Source organism: Neobacillus sp. plas4 (assembly GCF_057221695.1).
This window is the reverse complement of sequence record NZ_CM170152.1, coordinates 3,783,325-3,809,197: the sequence shown is the minus strand read 5'-3', so window position 1 is coordinate 3,809,197 and position 25,873 is coordinate 3,783,325. Positions and strand designations below refer to the sequence as shown.

Sequence of the window (25,873 nt, the reverse complement as noted above, 5' to 3'; positions counted from 1 at the left end):
AGAAGGGTGGAATGGAAGTGGAACCATTTCAATATGTAAGCCACGCAAATAGGGTTATTTTTGGACAAGGAAAACGCAGTCTTGCGAAAGAGGAATTAGTCCATTTAGGAATAAAAAAAGCAATCGTTATTGCTACTCCACAACAAGTAGAGTTAGCCAACGAGATCGGAGAAGTGATTGGAGAGCTTTGTGGCTATATTTATACAGATGCGGTCCAGCACGTTCCGATCGAAACCGTTAAGGACGCGCAAAGTATCGTAGAAAAGCTGAATCTTGATGGTCTTGTCGCTGTTGGGGGTGGTTCGTCAATCGGCCTTGCGAAAGCCATTGCATTGAATGCTTCATTACCTATTTTGGCCATTCCTACTACGTATGCGGGTTCTGAAATGACACCCGTTTGGGGCATTACCGAAAATAATATCAAGAAAACAGGAACAAATGTCGTTGTCAAACCGAAGGCTGTTATCTATGATCCGGATCTTACTATCACATTGCCTCAGAATTTCGCGGTAACTAGTGGAATGAATGCGATTGCCCATTGTGCAGAGGGTATATATGCAGAAAACGCAAATCCGATTATTTCCTTATTTGCAGAGGAAGGGGTTCGGGCACTAAGCAATAGCCTTCCTAAGATTATTGAAAACCCAGATGACATGGAGGCAAGATCCGAGGCACAATATGGGACGATGCTGGGTGGAATGGTGCTAGGTTCAGTGGGTATGGCTCTTCATCACAAGCTTTGTCATACATTAGGCGGTACCTTTAATCTGCCGCATGCAGAAACGCACACTGTGATCTTGCCATATACGATTCAGTACAATGCGGAACATGCTCCAAAAGCGATAAAAGCCTTAGCACGAGCACTAAAAACGACCGAAAAAGATGTACCAGGAGCTTTATTTGATTTAGCTCATTCATTGGGAATCTCGATGTCATTAAAAGATTTAGGGATGAAAGAGAGTGATTTGAATTCGGCTGCTGAATTGGCAACGAAGAATCCATATTACAATCCGCGTCCCGTTACGAAGGATGGAATTCAAGAACTCCTTCAAATGGCTTATGAAGGAAAAAGACCAGTACCTGGATTGATATCTGCCACATAAACGAGCAAGCTGCGAGGTGAAGAATGTGAATAAATTAATGACAACGGCCGAAGCAATACAAAAGGTTAAATCTGGGGACACCATTATGGTGGGTGGATTTGGCTTGGTTGGTGCTCCGTTAAGTCTTATTGACCAGTTGACGAAGGAAGAGGTAAATAACTTAACGATCATCAGTAACAACCTGGGGGAACCAGGTAAGGGGTTAGGAATTCTGCTTAGACAAGGAAAAGTGAAAGAAGCAGTAGGCTCCTACTTTACGAGTAATCGTGAAGTAGGAGAAAACTACAATGGCGGAAAAATAAACATTAGACTTATGCCTCAAGGCACGATGGCAGAATCTATTCGCGCTGGCGGTGCCGGAATCGGCGGGTTTTATACAAAAACGAGCGTAGGGACAAAGTTAGGTGAAGGGAAAGAGGTACGGGAGATTGATGGACAAATGTATGTTTTTGAAAAAGCATTACATGCAAATGTCTCATTAATTAAGGCTGCAAAAGCCGATACACAGGGTAACCTCGTATATTACAAAACCGCTCGGAATTTTAATCCAGCGATGGCGACAGCAGGAGATTTTGTGATTGCAGAGGTGGATGAAATCGTAGAAGCAGGCGAGCTTTCCCCTGAAGAAATTGTCACACCGCATTTATTTGTGGATGCCATTGTACGTAGTCAATATCAATTAACCAGGGAAGGAGTTGTACAGACAAGATGAGTGTACAAACTGATTCCAAAGAGTTGATTGCTGAACGTGCAGCGAAAGAATTATCCGCTTCATCCGTAGTAAATCTAGGTATTGGAATACCAACCCTAGTAGCAAAATATGCAGATTTAAACCAGGTGTACCTGCATACGGAAAATGGAATGTTGGGTGTAAAAGATATTGAATCAGAGGAAGAGATTGATCCTAGTTTAGTGAATGCTGGGAAATTGCCAATCGGTGAAAATATAGGAGCTTCCTATTTTGATAGTGCAGAATCCTTTGCGATGATTCGAGGCGGACATATCGATATTGCAATTTTAGGTGCTTTACAGGTGGATGGACATTGTAGCATCGCGAACTGGGCAATCCCAGGACAAAATATTCTTGGCGTTGGCGGTGCGATGGACCTCCTGGCTGGCGTAAAAAAGGTCATTATTACGACCAATCATACAGATAAAAAAGGAAAGTCTAAGATCGTAAATTCCTGTACTTTTCCTGTCAGTGCGGTTCGTAAGCTAGATTTACTCATTACAGATTTAGCAGTATTTGAGAATCAAAATAATAAATTAATACTAACAGAATTAATGCCAGGAGTAACCTTAGAAGAACTGAGAGCAAAGACAGACGCAAGTTTTGATGTAAGTGATCAACTGATAAGTCACAAGGAGTGTAAAAAATGATCGATAATCATGTATATGTAGTAAGTGCAAAGCGGACAGCTGTTGGAAAAATAGGTGGTGCACTAAAAGAGGTCCAGCCAGATGATTTATTGGTGCCTTTATTTCAGGACCTAAAAGGAAAACAGTTTCTTCCGGAAGACGATATTAACGAAGTCATACTTGGGCAGGCAAAGCAAAGTCAAGATCAATCGAATATAGCACGCCAAGCATTACTGAAAGCCGATTTTCCGGAAAGTATTCCTGGGTATACCGTCCAACGTCAATGTGGTTCTGGGATGCAGGCGATTCACAATGCCTTTCTAGCTATTAAAGCTGGCTATGGAAATGCCTTCATTGTCGGGGGCGTTGAGAGCATGAGTAATGCACCATACTATATTTCAAATGCTCGGTATGGTTTAGTGTCAGGAAATGGAGCCATTCTTGATCCGAATAAGGAAAGCCAGCCGGGTTCACAGCCAGAAGAGAAGTACGGACGTCTCATAATGGGAGAAACAGCTGAAAATCTCGCAGAACAGTATTCGATTTCTAGAGAAGAGCAGGATCAATTTGCCTACAACAGTCAAGTAAAAGCAAACACAGCTATCGAAACGGGCAGATTTCGTGATGAAATCGTTCCGGTCAAGATTAAGCAAAGAAAAGGCGATCCTATTCTTTTTATAACAGATGAACATCCTAGATTAACAAGTTTAGAAAAATTAGCTGCGTTAAAGCCAGTTTTTAAAACAAATGGAACGGTAACGGCAGGGAATTCTTCCGGATTGAATGATGGTGCGTCTATGTTGTTAGTCGTATCTGGAAAACTAGCAAAAAAATACGATTTACCTGTCTTGGCTGAAGTAGTTAGTATTGGTGTTTCTGGCGTTGACCCGCGCGTGATGGGAATCGGTCCCGTGTGTGCTTCGAAAAATGCATTGGAGCAAGCGGGCATAGAGGAAAAAGATTTAGATTTAATTGAATTAAATGAGGCATTTGCAGCCCAATCTTTAGCAGTATTAAGGGAGCTAAATGTACCATTGGAAAAAGTAAATGTGAACGGGGGAGCCATTGCTCTAGGTCATCCGATTGGAAATAGCGGCGCAAGAATAGCCGTCTCCTTAATTCATGAAATGATAAAAAGAAATGTAAAATGGGGTCTTGCTACCTTATGTATCGCAGGGGGACAGGGGATTGCAACGGTTCTTAAAAATGTAAGTGCGGATTAAGCTATTATTCTATGGAATGGTCACTGAGTGATGAGAGCCCGAAGATTACCAAAAATAGGGTCATTAGTCACTCATAAAGATGCAACAATGTAATCAAGATGGAAAGAGTTCGCTTCAAATAATCTGATATGGGGTGAAAGGAATGAATGAAAGATTATCAGAAATTACTCAAAAAATCACAATGAGTCTCCACGATATCATAAGGGAATACGAAGTGACAGAAGGAGAGTGGATGCAAGCCATTCAATTTTTAACACAGGTCGGTATTAAAGATGAGTTTATTTTACTATCGGATGTATTAGGTATTTCTATTTTAGTAAATAACTTAACACACTCCCATGACCATGATGATCATGCAACGGAAAATAATGTGATTGGACCACTATACAGAGAAAATGCACCACTGTTAAAAACACCAGCAAGGCTTTGTTCGATTGAGGAGAGCGACCAGCCTTTAGTAATGTCTGGCCAAATACTTTCCGTAGATGGAAAACCGATTTCCAATGCAATTGTGGATGTCTGGCAGGCGAATGAGAAAGGGGACTATGAAAATGAGGACCCGAATCAAGCAGATTATAATTTAAGAGGAAGAATAGAAGTGGATGAACAAGGGAACTATCAATTTACCTCTGTCGTTCCTGGCGGATATGAAATTGGTAAAGGTGGTCCGGTCGGTGAATTATTAAAACAAATTGGACGTCACGCATGGAGACCGGGCCATATCCATTTTAAAATCGAAGCGGAAGGATACAAACCGTTAACAACGATGCTTTTCATCCCAAATGATCCGTGGATCGATTCCGATGCGATTTCTGCAGTTAAAGATTCCTTAATTTTGAACTTGAGAAAGACTGACAATCCAAGTGACAAGGAAAAATACGGTTTGGAAAAGGCATTCTTTATTTGCGATTATGATTTTAAATTAATTGCTGATAATTTGTAAAAACTGAAAAACACACATAAATGTTGTTAATTCAACATTTATGTGTGTTTTTTGATTTAGAAACAATATCAAGAAAATTAAGGGAAATCTGATATGGTCATATTAGCGCATTTGGATGAAAAAGCTAATGAAAGTATAGTAATGAAAACAAAGCATGATTGAGCAAATGTGCTATGTTTTATACGATTACACGAAAAAAGACCTCATTAAAATGTCTAAGAGGATTGCTTTAGGAAATCCCTGATTTCATCAAAAGAAATTCCTAAATTTCTTGCTTCTACTATCAGTTCTAGCCATTCTTTATCTAGTTCTTTATCACCAATTAAAGCAGTGTCCATTCTATTTATGTATCCTCCTAAGATTAAAAGACATTTTAGTTAATAACCCTATATCCAAAGGTTCACAATTTTATTTTGCACATTCAAGATAATCATAGCTTAAGAGTTTTGAGGCGCATTTCTTACAAGTTACTTTGCCTATTTCGACAAACTTAATTTGTTTAAGTGTTTTCCTTTTAATAACCAAATCGGAATTATACTTTAGACCACATTCACAGGAATTTAAATCTTTTACAATATGAACCCTTTTTTTCTGTTTTATTAGTGGATATAACATTATTACTTCACGCCTTTTTTTATAAAATGTTCTTTATTTAGAACTGCTATTGATGTAATTGTAGTTTAATTTCTAGAATTTGTAAATGAATATATGGAAAAAACACCCAAATTTATTGGAGTTAGAATATGTCTTTTGAACCTATTAAAACTTCTTTAAATTTCTATAAATAGTAGTCACAGCACAGTGTCTTAAATGCAACTGCAAAAAAGAGCTGACCCAAAAGTAATATTTAATAGTACTTTTGGGTCAGCCTCAATGATATTCATCTTAGAAGAATTTATCAGTAGTAACGATGGTTGATTAATTAATCCCTCGTAGTAGGATCTTCAATTCTGTTCGTTGATTCTGGAATCGCGTCATAAATCGCCGTATCCACATCATGAATTGATCCGTCTGCAAGCCCTTTAAATACCTCATATAATGGTACTTTTACTGTTTCCTTCAGCATGCCGGCTTGTTTTTGTCCTAGTGTTTGGGTTTGTCCTTTAATTTCAATCAGCATGATGGCTGCATCATTTAAAGCAAACGCTCCAAGTGCTGTACCTGGAAGGTTAACGTCAGGATATTTTTGAATGGCGCCATAATGTGAGTTCCCTCTTTGAAGAGCAAGATTGGCCAGCGCATTCACTTGTTTACCTAGTTTTAAGACGTCCGCATCTACTTCATAGTGTTTGCCTGTAAAAGGATCCGTGTAAGGATCTGCCACTACTGCAGCTACTTGAACAGGAACGGATCTATTGTCCTCATCTGAAAGTGTATTAAATCCACGGTGGTGAACATCAACAAAAACATCAGGTTTAAATTCCTGAAAAACTTTTGTTACCGTACGTGCTTCAGCTGTTACATAAAAACCACCATTATTGCTGTTATTGGTTGCTCTGCTATTAAGGAATTGTGCTACTTTAGCAGGATCTTCATTTTCAACCCTAAAATCCAAATTCGGATTATAGTCACGGTTTTGGTCGTAACCAGGGATTCCATACACCACACGGCCATTATTTGCCTGACCTCTTTCACTGCCATCCGCATTATAGTACCAAGGCGCCAGTGTACCCGCAGGCAGAGCTATATTTTCTGGAAGCCAAGTTTGGTGTGTATAACGAGTAGGGTACCATTTACCTTCAAAAGTATTATCTGATCCTTCTGGATTAATTCTTGGCATAATCCAAATGGATACTTTTTCTAGTATTTTATTGATCTCCTGTCCGCCGCTTGATAGTTTTTGAATAATATCAATGGCAGCCTCTGTTCCAATTTGTTCGTTGCCATGAATTTGCGTTGTAATTAAAATTCTTTTTTTGTTAGGATCGGCGTCACCGAATTTAACAACGTACAATGGATTGCCTTTATCTGCTTCGGTTTTATATCCATCTAAAGTATGGTTAGAATGTCCGACAATTTCAAGCTTCATTTTCCCTTTAGACGATGCTTCAAGTTTCTGTAGAGTTTTGGTTAGTTCCTCATTTGACATGTAACTGGATAAAGAGATATTTTGTTCACCCTCAATATAAGGTCCATTTGGATTTGATTGAGGTCCAGCCAATGCAGTAGATGAAAGTGTCATGGTTAATGCCATTGCGGCTGGAATAACAGCCTTTGAAAACTTTTTCATAGAAATTCCCCCCAATATGTAATAGATACCATTTTTCTATTTCGAGTATAGAAATAAAAGGTAGTTATTAAATATATTACCAGAGGATAGCGTGAATATTAACTGAAAAGTCATTATATTTGGAAAATAAGTCAATAGAACTTGTCTATCATTTCGTTTCAGACCATATTACCCAATGTGCCATTATAGATAGATGGTTTTTTTATCCTATTTTTATAAATTTAGCAGTTATTTTCTTTAGTTATTGTAGTGAAAATGACTTATATTACTTGTGAATCATTTGTAAAAACAAAAAAACACTCATAAATGTTGTTAACTCAACATTTATGAGTGTTTTTGGTTGTTGAAGCAAAATCCTTGTCCTTCATTATCAAATATCTTGAATCGTTGTTTTGTCTTGAATACGTAACATGCTCTTAATCTTTTCAATAATAACGTCAGGAGAAGTATGAAGTGTGATGGCCAATTCTTTAAACAAGATATTTTGTATGGTATTTAAAATTCTACTATCTTGCTGATAAAACTTTCTTTTCCCCATTTCAATTTCATGCTTTTTCCGCATCAGGGTATTGGCTACTTTTGCAATATCCATTCGATTTCCAGTATTTACAATATTTTTATACACTTGGACACGTAATTGCGGCTTTTCAATCCAATTAATTCCTGCTGAATGAAATGATTCTAAAATTCTTTCTGCTTCCTCTTGATCCATTAATTTAACTTTTCCTATGTTGTCATTATCTACAGGGGTATTAATCGTTAATTTCTGATTATTTTCAATCGGATGTAATACATAGTAAGTCTTAGTAATCCCGGCATATGTCTTATCAGAGATATCATCCACTCTGCATATACCATGTCCTGAATAGACGATTAAATCACCAATCTTAAACATAGTGCTACCTCCTATTTAAAAGTAATATCAAATTAGTTGATAAACTTATTATACCATCATTTTTGAATTTTGTAAACCAAGTTGACAAAGTGAATGTATTTTTATGCAAAATTATACAGTTATCTGTTACAGACTTTTCCTCTATCTATTTCTCGAATTTTGCGAGGCAGGTACTCCAATCAAAAAATATTATAAAGAGATAATAAGTTTATCTTATTATCACAATAGTTTTCCGATATTTCCGATTATTACGGAAATTATATAAAGTAAAAATAGGCTAACAGTAATTCGAGTATGAAAGTTAGTTTTGAAAACGTTTTTATTTTACGAATGGATTAGAAATATAAGAAATGGAGGAGATGAAATGCAGCTCGTCATAGACGGAATTTCTAAACGCTACGAAAATAAAGGGCGGGAGACGGTCGCGCTGGATGGAATTGATCTCGTAGTAAAGAAAGAAGAGTTTGTTGCGATCGTTGGACCGAGTGGTTGTGGAAAATCAACGTTATTAAATATTATTGCTGGGTTAACGTCTCCTACATCTGGTGAAGTATATTTCGAAAGAAGTGAGGATGAAATGAATTTACCGAATATTTCGGTAGTATTCCAGGAAGCAGGATTAATGCCTTGGCGCACTGTTAGAGAAAATATAAATCTTGGTTTAGAAAAAATGAAAATCAGCGAAGAAGAAAAACGAAATAGGATCGAAACCTACATAAAAATGGTTGGATTAGAGGGGTTTGAAGATGCATATCCGCATCAGTTATCTGGAGGTATGAAACAACGAGTTGGAATTGCTAGAGCCCTTACAACGAAACCAGATTTATTGTTAATGGATGAACCACTATCAGCGTTAGATGCACAAACAAGAATCGTTATGCAAGAAGAACTATTAAATATATGGAATCAAGAAAAGCACCGTACGATTTACATTACCCATAATATCGAAGAAGCTGTATATTTAGCTGATAAAATCATTGTCCTTTCTCGGAGACCAGGTCGTATTAAATCGGTTATCCAAATTGATTTGCCTAAAAACAGCAGGAAAGATCATCAATCCGAAATCCTGAATTATCGTGAAACCATTTGGAACTTGATAAAAGATGATGCGCAGCAAGCGATTAAGGAGGATATCGATGGCTGAAGTGAATGTGAAGGAAATAAAAGTTGATGTAGAAAAAATTAAAATGAATGCCCTAGACACAAAAATCATTGTAAAAAATAAGGCCGCATTTTTAGATAAGAAAATCCCTAACTATGTTTCTGTTTTAGGAGTCATAGGGATTTTGGTTTTATGGCAAATTGTTTCTAAGTCAGGCTTAGTAAATGAATTTACATTACCTGCACCAACAACCGTATTGAGCACTGCATGGGAGTTAATCACGAGCGGGGCTCTTTGGCCAGAAATATCAGCTAGTTTATATCGCATAGGGATGGGGTATGCAGTTGGTTGTATTCTGGGTATCGTCATTGGCATCGTGTTAGGTTTCTCAAAGTTGGGGGAGAAAATCGGGATACCGATTATCAACATTTTGTATCCTATTCCAAAAATTGCTATCTTGCCCTTGATTATGTTGTGGTTAGGTATTGGGGAAATTTCAAAAATCACCGTCATTTCCTTAGCCGTATTTTTTCCTATCGTTTACAACACCTATACGGGTGTAAGTCAAACAAATCGACTATTACTAAATGTTGCCATTACATTCGGTGCAACAAAATTTGACTTAATTAAAAAGGTGATTTTCCCTAGTGCTCTTCCAATGATCTTTGCAGGGATGAGAATTTCAGCTGGTGTTTCCCTATTAATCTTAGTTTCAGCAGAAATGATTGCAGCGCAGCATGGCATTGGCTCCTTTATCTTAAAGAATGCAGATTTACTGGTTATCTCTAAAGTTTTAGTAGGTGTTTTGGTTCTTTGTATCATTGGAGGTCTATTCAACTTTGTTTTAGCTAAATTAGAAAGTAAATTTGTACATTGGAAATCTTAATCGGAATGGAGTGGGATGTATGAAAAAATTATTGTTTGCTTGTTTACTAGGGGTTATCATGGTTGTTCTAGCAGCTTGTGGAGAAGAGGCTTCGACGAATACATCGAATGGTGATAAGAAAGAAGCTAAAAAAGAAATTGAAACCGTTAAAGTAGGATCATTAGGTAATTTGAGCAATGCTTCTTTGTATATTGGTGATGAGATAGGAATCTTTCAAAAATATGGTGTCGACGTTCAGTTTGAAAGTTTTAAAGGAGCACAGCCAATGTCTATCGCTGTTCAAACGAATGAGGTAGAAGTGGGAACAGGTGCATTTACAGCAGGTTTATTTAATCTATTAATGGAAGGGGACTCCCCTATTAGAATTGTTGCGGATGGCACTCAAGAAAAAAAGGGTTATCCTTCAACAGCTTTGATTGTTACAAAAGAGCTTTATGATAGTGGTGTAACCACGATTGAAGCGTTAAAAGGTAAAAAAGTCGGGATTACTCAAAACGGTGCTTCTGTACATTATATGCTAGGTAAGGCACTTGAAACAGCAGGATTAACCTTCAAAGATGTTGAGGTAACCCCATTAGGATCGTTAGGTAATATTGCAGCTGCACTTGAAAGCGGACAAATTGATGCTTCGTCATTGCCAAGTACCTTAGTTGAAAAGTTGGTGGCAAATGGTCAAGTAGAAATCATTGCACCGATTTCAGATTTAGTAGAAATGCAAGCAGCAGGCGTCTATTTCTCGGGTAAAATGATAGAGAATAAAGATTTAGCTGTTCGATTCCTTGCTGGTTACATTGAATCTACAAGATATTATTACAATAATGTCCTCAAAGCTACAGACACAAGTTCAGAGGACTATAACCGCGATCTCGAAATATTAGCGAAACAAACAAGTATTCCAAAAGAAGGTATAGCAAAAAATTTAAATTATATTGATGAAAATGCAGAGTTCTGGGCTGAAGACTTGAAAACTTGGTCTGATTGGTATTTAGAAAATGGATTAATCCAAACACCGCTTGATATAGAAAAAGTAGTAGATAAAGAGTTATACAACGAGGCGTTAAAATTAATAGAAAAGCAATAATATTAAAAAGCCGATTTAGATGTGATTTTCACTTTCTAAATAGGCTTTTTTTGAGATGTAGAAAATGATATTTTAAGAGCATTTAAATACATATAAATTTTAACTGAATAACAAGAATCATTACTTAAGGAAATCAAGTATAAACACTAATATTTATTCATGTTTGTGAAGTGATGCTTACTGCACTAAATGGCAGAAGAATTGAAGAAGATCATCTAACATCATATAAATGAAATCTTATGAAACGTCTTTAATAAATTATATTTACCCTTATAGTATAAAGCTGTTAGCATAGAATGTAACGAAAAGTTTACTAAAAAGAGGAGGGGTTTTATTGGCGGCAGAAATAAGTTTTAGAATAGCTACTGAAAAAGATTTAGATAGTATTGTTGCAATGCTTGCTGATGATGTTTTAGGAAGTAAGCGTGAACATTATGAGCATCCACTTCCAATTAGTTACATAAAAGCATTCGAGGCTATTACATCCGACCCTAATAACGAGTTAGTAGTGGCATGTGACGGTAATAATGTAATTGGGGTGCAGCAAATTACTTTTACACCATACATAACACACCAAGGTGGATGGAGAGCTACTATCGAAGGAGTGAGAACATCAGCTTCTGTAAGAGGTAAAGGCGTAGGTACTGAACTTATTAAATGGGCAATTCAACGTGCAGTAGAACGAGGTTGTCATTTAGTACAACTAACAACTGATAAAAAAAGACCAGATGCGTTAAGATTTTATGAACGGTTAGGTTTTAAAGCAACACATGAAGGTTTAAAGCTGAAACTTTAAGGAGGCAGAACTATGTCTACAGAGGGTAAAGCGAAGAAGAGTTATTTTAGATTTAGCAGTTACGTTAGATGGTTTTATTGAATGGCAAAATGGAGAAGTTGATTGGTGCATAATGGACTCGGACATGGAATTCATTAATTAATTAAATTTAGCGAGCTCAGTGGATTGGGAAAACAAACATTCTAGCTTAATGATCAATAAATAGTAAAAAACAGCTGGCTTAGATGGATCGGCCAGCTGTTTGTTTGTGTCTGATTGATAGAGCGAGAACTGCGATTTAGAGATTGTATGGCATCTTCTATTGCAAATGTTGTAGTTTATCGGGATTAGCAACCGAGTAGATTGTCTGAACTCGATTGCCACTAAAAGCAAAGGAGTACACATATTGTAAGTAATCATCGAGTGTTAACATCAGTCCCGGCAGACCGTTGATAGAAGTATAGGTAATAATTAACGGGAGGAGTTAAGTTGAAAAAACACTTTACCAAAAATAATATTTCTGAGATGGTTAAAAATGAAAAGAAATTATGTTATCGTGTGCATTATTGGAACAGCAGTAATGCTTTTTCTACTTCATGTAAAGGAAGGGATAGTTTATCCATTAAAATAATTTCTAGTGCCTCTCATAATGCAAATTATGATAACTTTAGGAATTTAATGATCTACTCAGTTCTTTTGTGCAATCAATAAAATTTAGGTGCCTGTAACTTATCGAATGCGACAAATTTCGAGTAGTCACTTTATTTATTATCAAGATTTTTCAATTGCCTATAAAGGATCTTTGTGAAAAAAAGCGAAAGAATGGCCCCTGCGAGTAAAAGTGCCATATCCTTCTGGGAGTCCCATATGTCTCCTTGCATACCTAAAAAGTCTTTTGTGGCTTTTCCTTCTTTTCCTATTTTTGTACCTAACCATTCAATGATTTCGTATAAAGCCCCTATTGATAGTGTTATACATACAGCAATTATATTTGTCGTTTTACTTTTTAATAAAACTGTTTTCCTTAATAATATCTCGATTATAACGATGACCATAAGCCCCTTAAGAAAATGACCAAACCGATCATAGTTGTTTCGTTGTAAATCAAAATAATCTTTGATCCATGTAAAGAGAGGAACTTTGGCGTAAGAATAATGCCCTCCAATAAACGTCAAAATGACAAGAAGAGTAATAATGACATAGGAAACAGTGGTAAGCCGAAACTTATTGTAGCTTGATACCAAGAATAGTAAAACCAACACGGAAGGTGAAATCTCCATCATCAAAACCCTATAACCTTCCTCTGGTTTAATTAGAGACCAAATAAGAACTAGCAAAACAACAAATAACAAGAGAAAATGAATCGAAGTACCTTTTTTACGTGACATTCAAATCACTCCATTAGAAAACATAATGTATCTAGTATTAGCTAAACATTTAAATAGTATAGATGAGGTATAGGGTTAAAATTGTAATGTTTTCTTCCAAAATAATACATAACAAACTCCATTTGGAAAAGAATAAAAAGGATTTTTCCAAGTTGTGGAGGGTAAAAAATGGTAGAAGAAAATAAGAATAAAGAGAAGCTAGGTACTGGTGAAGGGAATGATTCCTTAACCAATCGCCAAGGTCATCCCGTAACCGATAACCAAAATATCAGAACCGTAGGAAACCGAGGGCCTTCAACCCTTGAGAATTATGACTTCATCGAAAAGATCTCTCATTTTGATAGGGAAAGAGTACCTGAGAGAGTGGTTCATGCTCGGGGAGCTGGTGCCCATGGATATTTTGAGGCTTATGGAAAAGCAGGGGATGAGCCGATTGCAAAATACACAAGAGCAAAATTGTTTCAGGAAGCGGGAAAACGTACTCCAGTCTTCGTTCGTTTTTCAACGGTAGCAGGTGCAATGGAATCACCGGAAACAGCACGGGATCCTAGAGGATTTGCTGTGAAATTTTATACGGAGGATGGAAACTGGGATCTTGTCGGAAATAATCTGAAAATATTCTTTATCCGAGACCCGATGAAATTCCCTGACATGATTCATGCATTTAAGCCGGATCCGGTTTCCAATTTAAGTAATCCTGAACGAATGTTTGATTTTCTTTCTGGTACACCAGAAGCGACACATATGGTGACATTTCTTTTTTCTCCTTGGGGAATTCCTGCAAATTATCGCCAAATGCAGGGATCAGGTGTCAATACATACAAATGGGTTAACAAAGATGGAGAGGCTGTGCTAATTAAGTACCATTGGGAACCCTTGAAACAAGGTATTAAGAACCTTTCTCAAAAGGAGGCAGATGAGATACAAGGTAAAAATGTAAGCCATGCTACACAAGATTTGTATGAGGCTATTAAGAATGGTGATTATCCTGAGTGGGAGCTTTGTGTTCAAATCATGAGCGATGATTACCATCCTGAGCTGGATTTTGATCCATTGGACGATACCAAATTATGGCCGACTGATCAATATCCATTCTTAAAGGTAGGAAAAATGGTTTTAAACAAGAATCCAGAAAATTATTTTAATGAAGTGGAGCAGGCTGCATTCGGTACAGGAGTATTAGTCGATGGATTGGATTTTTCTGATGATAAAATGTTACAAGGCAGAACTTTTTCCTATTCCGATACACAGCGACATCGGGTGGGCACAAACTATTTACAGCTTCCGATTAATGCACCTAAAAAGCGTGTGGCCACCAATCAGCGAGGGGGACAAATGTCCTATCAAGTGGATGTAGGATCTGATCAAAATCCACACGTAAATTATGAGCCTTCCGTTATCGGTGGGTTAAAGGAAGCTGAACAAATAGGAAAAGTCCATGAGCCACACTATAATGACAAATTGGTCCGCGAAAAAATTGATCGTCCAAACGATTTTGGGCAGGCCGGTGAAACGTATCGGAGCTTCGAGGACTGGGAAAGAGATGAGCTCATCAGTAATCTTGTCGATGCACTGAAAGTTTGCAGGCCAGAAATTCAGGATAAAATGATTGAGTATTTTACGAATGCCGACGAGGATTATGGAAAACGAGTCAAAGATGGTGTAGCAAAAGCGATGGAAATGAGAAAGGATACTACACATACAAGCACAGCTGAAGCAGATGAGACGACACAAAAGGCAAAACAAATGGGACATGAAGCAGATCCATATTAAAATCAAAAGACCGAACTTTTAGTGAGTTCGGTCTTTTGTCGTCAAGCATAATCTTTAATCTAACAGCACCTTGACAACGGCTTTTTTAATAGATTGTGGTGTACGGTCATAAATTTCAGGACTATGGACTTCTTCCGGTAAAAAGATGGCAAATGATCCTTGGTTCACAAGCATTAGATCGCCAGTTCCTTCATAATAATAATGGTCTTTTTCTTCATGCCGCTCGATTTCGTTCATTCCTTCAATCGTTGAATATCCCATTCTTTCCTGACCGCTTATCATGTATTGAATATCTGCGTATTTTAGATGGGATTCCCAACGTCCTTGTTCTTTTGGTCTCGTCTCGTATTCTTCTATAATAATAAACAAATTTAATCCATCTATTTCGTATTTACCTGGTGCGAATGAATTCAAATCATGTTCAATCAGATACTCTAGTCCTTTTTGCATTCTCGGATGAATACCATAATAAAATTTTGCATTCGCTAGCTTATCTATGATCATTGTAATCCCTCAAACTTTCAATTTTTAGAATTTGTTTAGAAAAACTTAGTGTTAATATGAAACGAGCGTTATTCACATAATTACCCATATAGTGAAACCGTTGTACCACTATGCAGTTAGTTTGAGTATATACACTTTTTAAATATATGTAAAACAAATATTTTGAACTGAAATAGAGGAAATTGGGAATTCAATCCATACTATTCAAAATATTGATATATTGGGAAAGTATATTGACAACTTTATTTGCCTTCTGGTAGATTACTCTTAATAATATAAATCAGTGACGAGAACGAGTAAGAAAAGAATTATGTTCCCCAGAGAGTCGGCGCATGCTGAAAGTCGATGAACACAACTTCTCTGAAAATCATCTCCGAGGTGCAAAGCTGAACTAGGTAAGCTTTGACGAATTTCCACCGTTACAATGGAACACGTATGATGGTACGTTGACTGAGAGCCGGATTGTTTCATTTTGCGAAACTTGCGGAATAAGGGTGGTAACGCGAGTAATAACTCGTCCCTATTTTAGGGGCGAGTTTTTTTATACAAAAAATAGTAATGCCCATCAGTTATTTCAATCGATTATTCTCGTAAATCAGATCTGTTTATGTCCCAAGTTACTTTTTTTAGAAACGAGGTTTCATGAAGTATGAAAAATATAATTGTTGTCGTTGGATCGTTAATTGTTGCTTTTGGCTTTAATTTCTTTCTGGTTCCATACGGGATTTTAAGTAGTGGAATAAGTGGTATTGCCATTTTGATTGGGTTAATCACTCCATTTGATATAGGTTTAATGAATCTATTGCTCAATCTGCCTATACTTATATTGGGATACTTTAAGCTTGGTAAGTTGATTACGGTTAATACATTGATTTGTGTTGTATCACTTTCCGTTTTCTTATCTCTTTTGCCAGTCGTTCCTGTAACAGACAATATCTTGCTGTCGGCAATTTTCGGAGGAATCATCGGCGGCATTGGGATTGGCGTGATTTTGAAATATTCAGGCACCTCTGGCGGATTGGATATCATTGCGATTATCATTTCACGCACTAGTAATGTTAGTGTGGGTCTTCTCCTGACGGGCATGAATGGCGTCATTGTCCTTATTTCTGGTGCTGCTTTCGATTGGAATATTGCACTATATACGCTATTGTCGATTTTTTTGACTGGTAAAATGATTGATACTATTCACACGAATCACATCAAATTAACGATGCAGATTGTTACGACAAAAGGGGAGTTAATACGAAAGGAATTACTAGAATCAATCTATCGAGGTATCACCATTACAGAAGGTTATGGCGGCTATACAAAGGAGACAAAACAAATATTAATGATTGTGGTTACACGCTACGAAATGCTGCAAGTTAAAAAAATTGTCCGCAGCCATGATGAAAAAGCCTTTATTAATATATTTGAAACGGTAGAAGTCGATGGAGAATTCGCAAAAAATTAGATTCGGGTCAGACCTCCGGCGAGTTAAAGCTTTAAATCGCCGAAGGTTCACACGATTGTGCGAGGTGAGTACGTATAATATTAGATAGAACAGTTGAAATAGTTTACAAAGGTGGAATACTCTACTATAATGACCTTTATAGCAAAAAAATGAATACGAGACAAATAGGTTTCTTAAATAATCTAAAGTGAGATTCATTTGAGACTAAGAGGGAAGTTGGTTAAAGTCCAACACGGTCCCGCCACTGTAAGCGAGAAGGAAGGTTATAAAAATCCACTGTGTTTATAACATGGGAAGGGATAACCAACGGTGATTCGCAAGTCAGGAGACCTGCCTATTATGTTTTTAAGCTTCCTCGAGGAAAGGAATGTTTAAAGTGCAGGTAATCGATTATGTAAATAATTTTTTATTTATTATGAAGATTGCAAGTTACATACAGTCCACAAGACTTAGTAGTATAAAACAAACTGCCTTTTTACTTTAACGCTTTCCTCCGGAACAGCGTTTTTTTGTGTTCAAAAATAGAAGGGGGAAAAAAATGATGAAACTGATCGGAAAAAAATGGGGTCTTTTCCTTGTAGTTCTGCTGTTAAGCATGGGTATCATAGCAGGCTGTGGCACGGAAGGACAAAAGACGAAAGAAGATGCGGCTGCTAAAACGGAAGAAGTGGAGAAGGAAAGTGGAGAACAATTCCCTATCACCCTCACGGATGATGCGAATCGAGAAGTAACGATAGAAGAGGAACCTAAAACAATCGTTTCAATTCAGACAAGTAATACTGAAATAGCGTTTGCACTTGGGTTAGGCGATAAAATAATCGGAGTATCCGATTATGATAACTATCCCCCAGAGGTAGAAAAAATAGAAAAGGTTGGAGCACAGGATATCAATTCAGAGCTGGTTCTGACACTCCTTCCAGACATTGCACTTGTTACGGATTATCATTATAAAACGCATCCAGAAACCTTAAAACAGTTTGAGGAAGCTGGTATTGACGTGGTGGTTGTTGGAAGTGCGGTATCTTTTGAGGACGTATATAGCAAAATTGAAATGATTGGTACGGCAACCGGAAGTAAGACGGAAGCAGATGAAATCGTTACAGATATGAAAGAGCGTCTTCAAGCAATCAAAGACAAAGCAGCAGCGATCAAAGATAAAAAGAAAGTTTGGGTTGAAGTTTCACCGGCTCCAGATATTTTTACAACAGGACAAAATACCTTTATGCATGAAATGCTTGAGACCATTCAAGCCACTAATGCCGCAGAAAATCAAGATGGCTGGGTAAAGATGACGGAAGAAGAAATAGTAAAATTAAACCCTGATGTGATTATTACCACTTATGGCTACTATGTAGATAATCCAACAGCAGGGGTGCTAAGTCGTGAAGGATGGACAGAAGTGCCGGCTATAAAAAATAAAAACGTATTTGACGTAGATAGTGATACGGTTACAAGACCCGGGCCTCGTTTAATTGAAGGAGTCGAGACACTTGCGGAATTTATCTATCCGGAAATATTTAAGAAATAAAATAGGTTGGATGTATTTGATTAGCGGAGGGCTTTTACTTGGTACAAGCCTTCTTGGCTTATTTTATAGTAGTGTCGCAGTTCCAGTCCCTGTCATTTTACATATAATTCTGGAAAAAACGTTTAACATAGGTTGGCTTGAGATGGTACCAAAAAATGAAGAAATGATCATTTGGAATATCCGACTGCCACGAGTTCTTCTTGGTTTTTGTATAGGTGCGTCTCTGGCATTAGCGGGTGCTGCTTTTCAAGGGCTATTACGCAATCCTTTAGCAGACCCCTATACCATAGGAGTATCATCTGGTGCCTCTTTAGGTGCCGTATTGGTTTTATTTTTTCAATTTACGATTGTTGGTTTAGGCAGTTTTACGCTTCCGTTTGTCGCCATTTTATTTGGATTAATCTCTTTACTCGTTGTATTTGGACTCGTTCACTTAAGCAGTAAAAGTCTTGCGATTGAAACGATCATATTGGCGGGAATCATTGTAAGTGCCTTTATTGGTGCAATTGTCTCTCTCATTATTTCATTAAGTGATAGAGACTCCATGACACAAATTATCTACTGGTTATATGGCAGTGTGGGAATGAGAGGGTGGAGTCATGTTCAACTTATTCTCCCATTTATGCTAATAGGTTCTTTTATATTATTCTATCACTACCGTGAATTAAATGCCCTGGCACTAGGTGAGGAAGCAGCAGATCATATTGGGGTGGATGTTAAAAAGGGAAAGACATTCGTTCTAATTGGTGCGTCGTTATTAACAGGTGCAGCAGTAGCTGTTTCAGGGTCAATTGGATTTGTTGGACTTGTTATTCCACACCTAGTACGACTAGTTACGGGCCCAAATCATCGACATGTCCTTCCGCTTTCCTTGATAATAGGCGGAGCTTTTCTCATATTAGCTGATTTAATGGCTAGAACCATCATTGCTCCTAAAGAGCTGCCAATTGGCGTTATCACTGCCCTCATTGGTGCACCTGTATTTGCCTTTTTATTGATTCGAGAAAGACTTGGGAGGGGGATTAGAAGATGATCAACGTTCAAAACTTGGTAGGAGGATACTTCAATTCCCCCGTTATTAATGGTATAAATTTAGAAATTGAAAAAGGAGAATTTTTTGCTCTTCTTGGTCCGAATGGGAGTGGGAAAACAACCCTTTTTAAACTCATTACAGGGCAGTTACCGACGATTAGCGGGAAAGTATCAATCTGTGGTAAAGAAATTTCTTCTCTCTCAAAACTAGAGAAAGCCAGAAAAATGGCGGTTTTAACACAGGAAGTTCAAGTATCCTTCGATTATACGGTTGAGGAAATCATTAGTCTTGGCCGCTATCCACATCAAAAGGGAATTTTTAAGCAGCTTTCGAAAGAAGACCGGAAAGTCATTGAGGAGGTAATGGAAGTAACCCAAATTAGCGACTTTCGCAATACTCAATTTCGGCGGATTAGCGGTGGTGAAAAACAGAGGGTCCTATTGGCCAAAGCTTTAGCCCAGGAGCCTGAGATCTTACTTTTAGATGAGCCTACCAATCATCTAGATATAAAACATACCTTTCACATGTTAAATCTATTAAAAGAACGGCAGCAAACAACGGGGTTAACCATTTTTGCTATCCTGCATGATTTGAATGTTGCTTCACTCTATGCAGATCGTATTGCCTTACTACATAATGGAAGTTTTTTGGAAGTAGGAGATGTAGACCTATTAAGGAAAGAAGATCAATTAAATACGGTTTACGAGGTAAAAGTGAAATCCCAATCACACCCAACTGTTCCGAAACCGCAGCTTCTCATGACACCAAACTACGCCGCATCAAGTCAGTCATGTAACTTTGAAGAATTTTATACAATAAAACAAACAGAAGAATATATTCATGTTCAATTTAATCAGCCCTTACGCACACTATCCAATACGGCAATTGGTGCTGGTATACAATGGTTAAAACATTTTTGTCATTTTTATGTGGCGGAGAATGATTTTGGTCTACACCCCGATTTAGAGCAATTGATGGAACAATACTCCATTCCTCATGAACAAGCGGCCGGAATCATGACCGCTTCAGAACTCGAGGATACTGTAATTGTAACTAAAGAAATAGAAAATTTTCATATGATGGCAATCGTGACGGCAGGAAGAGGGACGAACATCATGGTTTTCATAGATGCACATTTAACGGATGGTGCTTTAGTGGATGGATATATGACCGCCACGGAAGCAAAAGTAAAAGCATTACAGGAATACAATCTAGTAGACTCTCATTCTTCAACCGATACCCTGATTCTTGCTCTTACACAGCAAGGGGAAAAATTATCTCACGCTGGTTCAGGAACGATTGTTGGGGAAGGAATTGGCCAAATCGTGTATCATGCTGTAAAGGAAGCATTTAGCAAGTATGAAGAAAAGGTATCAATTTCATTGTAAAACAAACTATATGTGAGCTCGTTTTTTCATTTGCAAAACAAAGAATAAGGAAATTTCCTTAGGGGTTACAAGCAAATATGGTAGACAGCACCCGTCTGGAAATGTAATATAAAGAAAATCAAATACATATTTTAAACAGGCGTTATGCATCTAAGAATGTATAGCTTAATAGGGAAGTTCGGTGAAAGTCCGACACGGTACCCGCCACTGTAATCCGGAGCTAATTGCACAATGTCACTGCTTTATTTTAAAGCGGGAAGACGCAAAGAGCATCGATGGTAAGTCAGGAGACCTGCCTGTTTAGAAAGCACGACGTGACCTACGGGATATAGGGATGTGTTTACGGAGACGGAAGTATGCTTTTTTTTAAAAGCAGAACATACCATTGTTTTTTGTGAGCATTTAAACCCACCAGGTTTAAATGCTCTTTTTAGTTTGGTCACTATTTTATACGACGGAGGTAAGTTTAAAGTGAAAAAAAGATCATTATGGGTTTCATTTGTTGTCCTGTTAGGTTTAACAAGCTATTTTTGGGCGAACTCTTATCGTCCAGCCTATGCAATGCATATTATGGAAGGATTTCTACCAATTGGCTGGGCTGTTTTTTGGTGGGGAATCACCATTCCATTTGTTGCCGTTGGAATACGATCGATTTCGAAAAAATTAAAAGAAAATCCTGAATTGAAATCAATGCTAGGTCTATCTGGTGCATTTGCATTCGTTTTATCCGCGTTGAAAATTCCTTCAGTGACAGGTAGTAGTTCTCATCCAACGGGTGTAGGATTAGGGACTATTTTATTTGGCCCAACGGCGATGAGTGTTTTAGGAACAATAGTTCTTTTATTTCAATCACTATTGTTAGCACATGGTGGAATTACAACGTTAGGAGCGAATGCCTTTTCCATGGCAGTCGTCGGACCTCTACTCGCCTATGGAATATTTAAGTTTGGAAGAAAAATGAACTTATCTATAGCTGTTGCAGTCTTTTTAGCTGCAATGTTAGGGGATTTAGGGACATATTTAGTGACATCGGTTCAATTAGCGTTAGCTTTCCCTGCTGAGGTGGGTGGCTTTGTGGCTTCATTTGTAAAGTTTGCTAGTATCTTTGGTTTTACACAAGTTCCTTTAGCGATTAGTGAAGGCTTACTTACGGTTATTGTGATGAATTTACTTCAAAAATATAATATCGCAGAATTAAAGCAATTACTATCAATTAAGGAGGCAAGCTAACATGAAAAATGGAGTACTATTTTTAATTGTAATTTTATTAGCAATTATTCCATTAATTTTTCTAAATGGTGCTGAATTTGGTGGAGCTGACAGGCAAGCTGAGAAAGCGATTATCGAAGTGGCACCTGACTATGAGCCATGGATTACTGCTATATGGGAACCACCAAGTGGAGAGATTGAAAGTTTACTATTCTCATTACAAGCGGCTCTCGGTGCCATCATCATCGGATATGTCATTGGATATGGAACAGCTAGAAAAAAGTATTCTTCACCCAAACAATAGTGGAATGAATTGAATGCTATGATAAAAATTGTTGATTATGCTTATACCAGCGGATTAAAAGATGTTCATCCCGTTGAGAAGGTTAGTTTTGCACTGATCTTTCTCTTTTTTACAATTATTTCAAAAAATATTTCCGTGGCTTGTTTTACCTTTACTGTAATGAGTATTGGGGTGTTATTCAAGGCGAAAATCCCGTTTATAGCATATTTGAAACTTCTATTCGTCCCTTTTGTTTTCTTAATGACAAGCTTAGTTGCCATTTTATTTTCCATTGCACCTATTTATCAAGAAGATTTAGAGGTGCTTTGGCTGGTAGAAATAGGTTTATGGCAAATCTATATAAGTTCTTATAGTATCCAACAATCATACGAACTAGCCACAACGATTTTAGCAAGTGTGAGCTGTTTATATTTTCTTGTTTTATCAACACCTCTTAATCAATTTATCTGGGTATTAAAAAAAGTAAAACTACCAACCGTATTTGTAGAATTAATGGGGATTACCTATCGATTTATCTTTGTTTTATTGGAAAAGATGAATGAAATTTATATTGCACAATCTAGCAGGCTTGGCTATCAAAATTATAGTAGCTGGATTTACAGCGTTGCACAGCTTATTGTCAGCCTTTTCGTTAAATCGATGCTCTCAGCAAAACAGCTTCAAATCGCAATTGATAGTCGTGGTGGAGATGAACATTTGTATGATGTGGATTTATCAATGGGCTATAATCGTGGGCATTTTGTCATTATTTTTATATCGTTTGTAACACTTTTCATGATATATGTTATGTCAAAATCATGAAAGATCAATGAAAAGGACGTATGCAGAGTGAGTGAACAAATAATAACGTTTGAACAAGTTTCTTATCAATATGCAGATGGAACGATGGCATTGAATAAAATAAATCTTTCAATTGAAAAAGGGAAAAATATAGCCTTATTAGGGAATAATGGCGCTGGGAAATCGACACTATTTCTGCTTATGAACGGTATTTTAAAGCCAACAAGTGGAAGCATTTTATACAGTGGAAAGAAGTTGACCTATAAACGGAAAGAGATTCAGCAATTAAGGCAGCAAGTCGGTATTGTATTCCAAAATTCTGAAACCCAACTTTTTTCATCTAGTGTTTATGATGATATTAAGTACGGTCCAAAAAATTTAAATTTACCCACCGAAGAAATAGAGAGGCGTGTAAAGGAAGTCATCACATTAACAGAAACGGAATCGCTTAAAGATAAACCTCCTCACTTTTTAAGTATCGGACAGAAAAAAAGGGTAGCAATCGCTGGAATTCTTGCTATTGATCCAGAATTAATCGTGTTAGATGAACCAACAGCTGGACTCGATCCTTACTATTCAAATAGAATAATGGAAATTTTGGATAAAATTAATCACCGAAATCGGACGATTTTATTGTCTACTCATAATGTAGATTTAGCTTATGAGTGGGCAGATGAGGTCATCATCTTAAACAATGGGCATTTGATAGCTCAAGGAACAGCCGTTGAGGTTTTTAATAAAAGAGAAATTCTCGAAAAAAGCCATTTGCAAGTACCTTGGATCATGGAGGTGTTTGAAAGATTACAAAGAACGAATTTATCGAATAAAAAGTATCCGAGATCGAAGGCAGAACTGTTTGAAATGATGGAATGACTATGTAAATGGAGTTGCTCTACAAAGCTTTTATAAAATTATTAAAAAATAGTGTATCAAATATTTAGATTATATGATATATTTAAAAAAATTAATAAAGTAATTTAAATAAGTGCTCACATTTGTGAGGTAATAGGGAAACTAGTGAAAGTCTAGTACAGCCCCCGCTACTGTAAGAGCTGATGAAATTACAATGCCACTGAGAAATCGGGAAGGTGTAAGAGTAAAAAGAAGCTTAAGTCAGGAAACCTGCTTATTTAAACGACACTTGCTTTTCGGAGGGAGAAGTATAGGCGGGACAATTTTACCTATTGTTTTTGAGTTTCAGTATGCTATTTTTATACTGTCATATCACATGCCTGTATTCCTTTTAAAAGGAGTGCAGGCATTTTTTATTTGGAGGTAAGCCTATGAAAAAGGGAAAAATTTTTGTTGTTGGCTTCGGTCCAGGTGATCGTGAGCATATTACAAATCGAGCTGTAGCTGCATTGCAGCAAAGTGATTGTATTATTGGCTATAAAACATACGTGGAGCTAATTGAAGCTTTCGTAACAGCAAAATCCATTGTCAGTACGGGTATGACAGAAGAAGTGTCACGTGCACAGGATGCAGTAAAGAAAGCTGAATCAGGCCAAATTGTCTCAGTCATTTCCAGCGGAGATTCAGGCGTTTATGGTATGGCTGGATTAGTGTATGAAGTGCTGATTGAGAAGGGCTGGACTGAAAAAGAAGGAATTGAGGTAGAAATTGTACCAGGTATTTCAGCGATTAATTCTTGTGCGAGTTTATTGGGTGCGCCTGTCATGCATGATTCCTGCACGATAAGTCTAAGTGATCATTTGACGCCTTGGACTGTAATAGAAAAGCGCATTGAAGCAGCTGCGATGGCCGATTTCGTAATAGCTTTATATAATCCGAAAAGCGGTAGACGGACACGCCAAATTGTAGAGGCACAAAATATTCTATTAAAATATCGTTCTCCTGAAACACCGGTGGGACTTGTGAAAAGTGCCTATCGTGAAAATCAACATGTGGTGCTGACAACACTGGCTGAAATGCTTGAACATGATATAGGAATGCTGACAACGGTTATTATCGGGAATTCTTCTACTTTCTTTTATGACAATAAAATCATTACCCCTCGAGGGTATCAGCGTAAATATACGTTAGGTGAAGAAAAGCAAAGTTTAAAACCGCATCAGCGTTTGAAAAAGGAAGCCGAACCATGGGCATTAAATCAAGAAACAGGGGAAGCGCAATCTGGTTATGAGCAAATTGAACGAAAAAAACAAGAAGTTAGCTCATTAGATTTGGCCTTAAAGGCATTATCCATGGTGTCTAAATCGGAAATAGAATATCCGCATTTAGTTCAGCAGCCGATTGAAAATATATTTGAATTTGCAGTTTCACCTGGTGTTGCCAATAAATTTATTAAGCCAGAGCAAATGCGCGTATTGGCCGAAACAATTGGTGAGAGCGGCACCATGGAATATACACCAGATCATCGTTTTTTACTAAAGATTCCAACAGATCAACCTGAATCGATTGTTGAAAAACTTGAACAAAATCATTTAATTGTGATGCCTGTGGGCGATGTTTTAAATTTAAAAGCTTGTGATTTTTGCTACGGTGAAAAAGCAGAATCTATTCCATATGCAGAAGAAATAGCAGCAAAATTGGGGGGCTTAAAGCTTCCAAAAGAATTACATATTGGTTTCAACGGCTGCGGTATGGCCTGTTATCGGGCAGTATTCGATGATATCGGGATCGTCTACCGCAAGAAAAAATTTGATTTATTTATTGGCGCAAAGCCGGTTGGCCGTACTGCCCATGCTGCACAGCCAGTAGCAGAAGGAATTGAACCAGAACAACTGCTGCCGTTATTAACGAAAATTATAGAAGAGTACAAACAAAATGCCCATCCAAATGAACGCTTTTTTAAATATTTTAAACGTGTGAAAAAAATTCAGTATTTTAACTATCATGATATGAGCTCCAAAATTGAAGTCGAACCGGCACCATGTGGAGATTAGGAGGAAC

At 37.4% G+C, this 25,873-nt stretch carries 23 protein-coding genes, 2 pseudogenes, 3 riboswitches and 1 other annotated feature; of the genes and pseudogenes, 20 read left to right on the top strand and 5 right to left on the bottom strand.

Annotated elements, in window-relative coordinates; genetic code table 11:
- Positions 1–17: 17 nt before the first annotated feature.
- The 5 genes from AC2TFD_RS18975 (at position 18) to AC2TFD_RS18955 (ending at position 4,628) form a co-directional block, all read left to right on the top strand.
- Positions 18–1,103 (top strand): maleylacetate reductase, encoded by a 1,086-nt coding sequence (locus AC2TFD_RS18975; RefSeq protein WP_484673746.1) that lies wholly within the window; start codon positions 18–20, stop codon positions 1,101–1,103.
- Positions 1,104–1,128: 25 nt separating this feature from the next.
- Positions 1,129–1,815 (top strand): CoA transferase subunit A, encoded by a 687-nt coding sequence (locus AC2TFD_RS18970; RefSeq protein WP_484673745.1) that lies wholly within the window; start codon positions 1,129–1,131, stop codon positions 1,813–1,815.
- Positions 1,812–2,483 carry a 3-oxoacid CoA-transferase subunit B gene (locus tag AC2TFD_RS18965; RefSeq protein ID WP_484673744.1) on the top strand — a complete coding sequence of 224 codons (672 nt, stop codon included), beginning with the start codon at positions 1,812–1,814 and terminating at the stop codon, positions 2,481–2,483. The genes AC2TFD_RS18970 and AC2TFD_RS18965 overlap by 4 nt, the downstream gene beginning before the upstream one ends.
- Positions 2,480–3,685 (top strand): thiolase family protein, encoded by a 1,206-nt coding sequence (locus AC2TFD_RS18960; RefSeq protein ID WP_484673743.1) that lies wholly within the window; start codon positions 2,480–2,482, stop codon positions 3,683–3,685. Before AC2TFD_RS18965 ends, AC2TFD_RS18960 begins: the two co-directional genes overlap by 4 nt.
- Before the next feature lie 142 nt (positions 3,686–3,827).
- Positions 3,828–4,628, top strand: coding sequence for a dioxygenase family protein (locus AC2TFD_RS18955; RefSeq protein ID WP_484673742.1), 801 nt, complete (start codon positions 3,828–3,830; stop codon positions 4,626–4,628).
- Positions 4,629–4,843: 215 nt separating this feature from the next.
- On the opposite strand, the gene AC2TFD_RS18950 is transcribed toward AC2TFD_RS18955, so the two are convergent.
- The 3 genes from AC2TFD_RS18950 to AC2TFD_RS18940 all read right to left on the bottom strand — a co-directional run bounded on the left by AC2TFD_RS18950 (position 4,844) and on the right by AC2TFD_RS18940 (position 7,753).
- On the bottom strand, positions 4,844–4,966 hold the full coding sequence (locus tag AC2TFD_RS18950) for an anti-repressor SinI family protein (RefSeq protein WP_484673741.1): 123 nt from the start codon (positions 4,964–4,966) through the stop codon (positions 4,844–4,846).
- A gap of 584 nt (positions 4,967–5,550) precedes the next feature.
- Positions 5,551–6,858: a M14 family zinc carboxypeptidase gene (locus tag AC2TFD_RS18945; protein ID WP_484673740.1), complete on the bottom strand. Its 1,308-nt coding sequence runs from the start codon at positions 6,856–6,858 to the stop codon at positions 5,551–5,553.
- 370 nt (positions 6,859–7,228) lie between these two features.
- Entirely contained in the window at positions 7,229–7,753 is a 525-nt protein-coding gene (locus tag AC2TFD_RS18940) for a CarD family transcriptional regulator (protein WP_484673739.1), read from the bottom strand.
- A gap of 364 nt (positions 7,754–8,117) precedes the next feature.
- Between AC2TFD_RS18940 and AC2TFD_RS18935 the strand changes: the two genes are divergently transcribed.
- The 5 genes and pseudogenes from AC2TFD_RS18935 to AC2TFD_RS18915 all read left to right on the top strand — a co-directional run.
- Positions 8,118–8,897, top strand: coding sequence for an ABC transporter ATP-binding protein (locus AC2TFD_RS18935; protein ID WP_484673738.1), 780 nt, complete (start codon positions 8,118–8,120; stop codon positions 8,895–8,897).
- On the top strand, positions 8,890–9,741 hold the full coding sequence (locus AC2TFD_RS18930) for an ABC transporter permease (protein ID WP_484673737.1): 852 nt from the start codon (positions 8,890–8,892) through the stop codon (positions 9,739–9,741). The genes AC2TFD_RS18935 and AC2TFD_RS18930 overlap by 8 nt, the downstream gene beginning before the upstream one ends.
- A 19-nt stretch (positions 9,742–9,760) precedes the next feature.
- The gene (locus AC2TFD_RS18925; protein WP_484673736.1) at positions 9,761–10,822 is read left to right on the top strand and encodes an ABC transporter substrate-binding protein; all 1,062 of its coding nucleotides are present in this window, start codon (positions 9,761–9,763) and stop codon (positions 10,820–10,822) included.
- Between the two features lie 334 nt (positions 10,823–11,156).
- Positions 11,157–11,618, top strand: coding sequence for a GNAT family N-acetyltransferase (locus tag AC2TFD_RS18920; RefSeq protein ID WP_484673735.1), 462 nt, complete (start codon positions 11,157–11,159; stop codon positions 11,616–11,618).
- Positions 11,619–11,661: 43 nt separating this feature from the next.
- A pseudogene (locus AC2TFD_RS18915) lies at positions 11,662–11,751 on the top strand (dihydrofolate reductase family protein); the annotation flags it as partial.
- 607 nt (positions 11,752–12,358) lie between these two features.
- On the opposite strand, the gene AC2TFD_RS18910 reads toward AC2TFD_RS18915, so the two are convergent.
- A complete protein-coding gene (locus AC2TFD_RS18910; RefSeq protein ID WP_484673734.1) occupies positions 12,359–12,985 on the bottom strand; it encodes a DUF2238 domain-containing protein in 627 nt (208 codons plus the stop codon).
- A gap of 168 nt (positions 12,986–13,153) precedes the next feature.
- On the opposite strand from AC2TFD_RS18910, the pseudogene AC2TFD_RS18905 reads away from it, so the two are divergent.
- Positions 13,154–14,648: pseudogene (locus AC2TFD_RS18905) on the top strand (catalase); the annotation flags it as partial.
- 164 nt (positions 14,649–14,812) lie between these two features.
- Here the strand turns inward: AC2TFD_RS18905 and AC2TFD_RS18900 are convergent.
- The gene (locus AC2TFD_RS18900) at positions 14,813–15,262 is read right to left on the bottom strand and encodes a NanQ anomerase/TabA/YiaL family protein (RefSeq protein WP_335517542.1); all 450 of its coding nucleotides are present in this window, start codon (positions 15,260–15,262) and stop codon (positions 14,813–14,815) included.
- 274 nt (positions 15,263–15,536) lie between these two features.
- Positions 15,537–15,787 (top strand) — a binding site (T-box leader).
- A 124-nt stretch (positions 15,788–15,911) separates the two neighbouring features.
- Between AC2TFD_RS18900 and AC2TFD_RS18895 the strand changes: the two genes are divergently transcribed.
- The 9 genes from AC2TFD_RS18895 (at position 15,912) to cobJ (ending at position 25,866) form a co-directional block, all read left to right on the top strand.
- Positions 15,912–16,718 carry a YitT family protein gene (locus AC2TFD_RS18895; RefSeq protein ID WP_484673733.1) on the top strand — a complete coding sequence of 269 codons (807 nt, stop codon included), beginning with the start codon at positions 15,912–15,914 and terminating at the stop codon, positions 16,716–16,718.
- 149 nt (positions 16,719–16,867) lie between these two features.
- Positions 16,868–17,070, top strand: a riboswitch (cobalamin riboswitch).
- A 189-nt stretch (positions 17,071–17,259) separates the two neighbouring features.
- Complete coding sequence (locus AC2TFD_RS18890; protein ID WP_484676344.1) at positions 17,260–18,246, top strand: ABC transporter substrate-binding protein; 987 nt, start codon at positions 17,260–17,262, stop codon at positions 18,244–18,246.
- Positions 18,247–18,256: 10 nt separating this feature from the next.
- Positions 18,257–19,279, top strand: a complete 1,023-nt coding sequence (locus AC2TFD_RS18885; RefSeq protein WP_484676343.1) for a FecCD family ABC transporter permease — start codon at positions 18,257–18,259, stop codon at positions 19,277–19,279.
- Positions 19,276–20,667, top strand: a complete 1,392-nt coding sequence (locus AC2TFD_RS18880; RefSeq protein ID WP_484673732.1) for an ATP-binding cassette domain-containing protein — start codon at positions 19,276–19,278, stop codon at positions 20,665–20,667. Before AC2TFD_RS18885 ends, AC2TFD_RS18880 begins: the two co-directional genes overlap by 4 nt.
- A 120-nt stretch (positions 20,668–20,787) precedes the next feature.
- A riboswitch (cobalamin riboswitch) is annotated at positions 20,788–20,981 on the top strand.
- A gap of 247 nt (positions 20,982–21,228) precedes the next feature.
- A complete protein-coding gene (locus AC2TFD_RS18875; RefSeq protein ID WP_335517581.1) occupies positions 21,229–21,897 on the top strand; it encodes an energy-coupling factor ABC transporter permease in 669 nt (222 codons plus the stop codon).
- A 1-nt stretch (position 21,898) separates the two neighbouring features.
- Complete coding sequence (locus tag AC2TFD_RS18870) at positions 21,899–22,180, top strand: energy-coupling factor ABC transporter substrate-binding protein (protein ID WP_484673731.1); 282 nt, start codon at positions 21,899–21,901, stop codon at positions 22,178–22,180.
- An 18-nt stretch (positions 22,181–22,198) separates the two neighbouring features.
- The gene (gene cbiQ, locus AC2TFD_RS18865; RefSeq protein WP_484676342.1) at positions 22,199–22,981 is read left to right on the top strand and encodes a cobalt ECF transporter T component CbiQ; all 783 of its coding nucleotides are present in this window, start codon (positions 22,199–22,201) and stop codon (positions 22,979–22,981) included.
- 27 nt (positions 22,982–23,008) lie between these two features.
- Positions 23,009–23,833 (top strand): energy-coupling factor ABC transporter ATP-binding protein, encoded by an 825-nt coding sequence (locus tag AC2TFD_RS18860; RefSeq protein WP_484673730.1) that lies wholly within the window; start codon positions 23,009–23,011, stop codon positions 23,831–23,833.
- A gap of 93 nt (positions 23,834–23,926) precedes the next feature.
- Positions 23,927–24,104, top strand: a riboswitch (cobalamin riboswitch).
- A 139-nt stretch (positions 24,105–24,243) separates the two neighbouring features.
- Positions 24,244–25,866: a precorrin-3B C(17)-methyltransferase gene (gene cobJ, locus AC2TFD_RS18855; protein ID WP_484673729.1), complete on the top strand. Its 1,623-nt coding sequence runs from the start codon at positions 24,244–24,246 to the stop codon at positions 25,864–25,866.
- Positions 25,867–25,873 lie beyond the last annotated feature (7 nt).

Coding starts and splice junctions, on each gene's coding strand:
- AC2TFD_RS18885 (WP_484676343.1), top strand. CDS start 18,257: ATGTATTTGATTAGCGGAGGGCTTTTACTTGGTACAAGCCTTCTTGGC.
- cobJ (WP_484673729.1), top strand. CDS start 24,244: ATGAAAAAGGGAAAAATTTTTGTTGTTGGCTTCGGTCCAGGTGATCGT.
- AC2TFD_RS18890 (WP_484676344.1), top strand. CDS start 17,260: ATGAAACTGATCGGAAAAAAATGGGGTCTTTTCCTTGTAGTTCTGCTG.
- AC2TFD_RS18935 (WP_484673738.1), top strand. CDS start 8,118: ATGCAGCTCGTCATAGACGGAATTTCTAAACGCTACGAAAATAAAGGG.
- AC2TFD_RS18910 (WP_484673734.1), bottom strand. CDS start 12,985: ATGTCACGTAAAAAAGGTACTTCGATTCATTTTCTCTTGTTATTTGTT.
- AC2TFD_RS18900 (WP_335517542.1), bottom strand. CDS start 15,262: ATGATCATAGATAAGCTAGCGAATGCAAAATTTTATTATGGTATTCAT.
- AC2TFD_RS18955 (WP_484673742.1), top strand. CDS start 3,828: ATGAATGAAAGATTATCAGAAATTACTCAAAAAATCACAATGAGTCTC.
- AC2TFD_RS18960 (WP_484673743.1), top strand. CDS start 2,480: ATGATCGATAATCATGTATATGTAGTAAGTGCAAAGCGGACAGCTGTT.
- AC2TFD_RS18925 (WP_484673736.1), top strand. CDS start 9,761: ATGAAAAAATTATTGTTTGCTTGTTTACTAGGGGTTATCATGGTTGTT.
- AC2TFD_RS18880 (WP_484673732.1), top strand. CDS start 19,276: ATGATCAACGTTCAAAACTTGGTAGGAGGATACTTCAATTCCCCCGTT.
- AC2TFD_RS18945 (WP_484673740.1), bottom strand. CDS start 6,858: ATGAAAAAGTTTTCAAAGGCTGTTATTCCAGCCGCAATGGCATTAACC.
- AC2TFD_RS18950 (WP_484673741.1), bottom strand. CDS start 4,966: ATGGACACTGCTTTAATTGGTGATAAAGAACTAGATAAAGAATGGCTA.
- AC2TFD_RS18965 (WP_484673744.1), top strand. CDS start 1,812: ATGAGTGTACAAACTGATTCCAAAGAGTTGATTGCTGAACGTGCAGCG.
- cbiQ (WP_484676342.1), top strand. CDS start 22,199: ATGATAAAAATTGTTGATTATGCTTATACCAGCGGATTAAAAGATGTT.
- AC2TFD_RS18930 (WP_484673737.1), top strand. CDS start 8,890: ATGGCTGAAGTGAATGTGAAGGAAATAAAAGTTGATGTAGAAAAAATT.
- AC2TFD_RS18895 (WP_484673733.1), top strand. CDS start 15,912: ATGAAAAATATAATTGTTGTCGTTGGATCGTTAATTGTTGCTTTTGGC.
- AC2TFD_RS18875 (WP_335517581.1), top strand. CDS start 21,229: ATGCATATTATGGAAGGATTTCTACCAATTGGCTGGGCTGTTTTTTGG.
- AC2TFD_RS18940 (WP_484673739.1), bottom strand. CDS start 7,753: ATGTTTAAGATTGGTGATTTAATCGTCTATTCAGGACATGGTATATGC.
- AC2TFD_RS18870 (WP_484673731.1), top strand. CDS start 21,899: ATGAAAAATGGAGTACTATTTTTAATTGTAATTTTATTAGCAATTATT.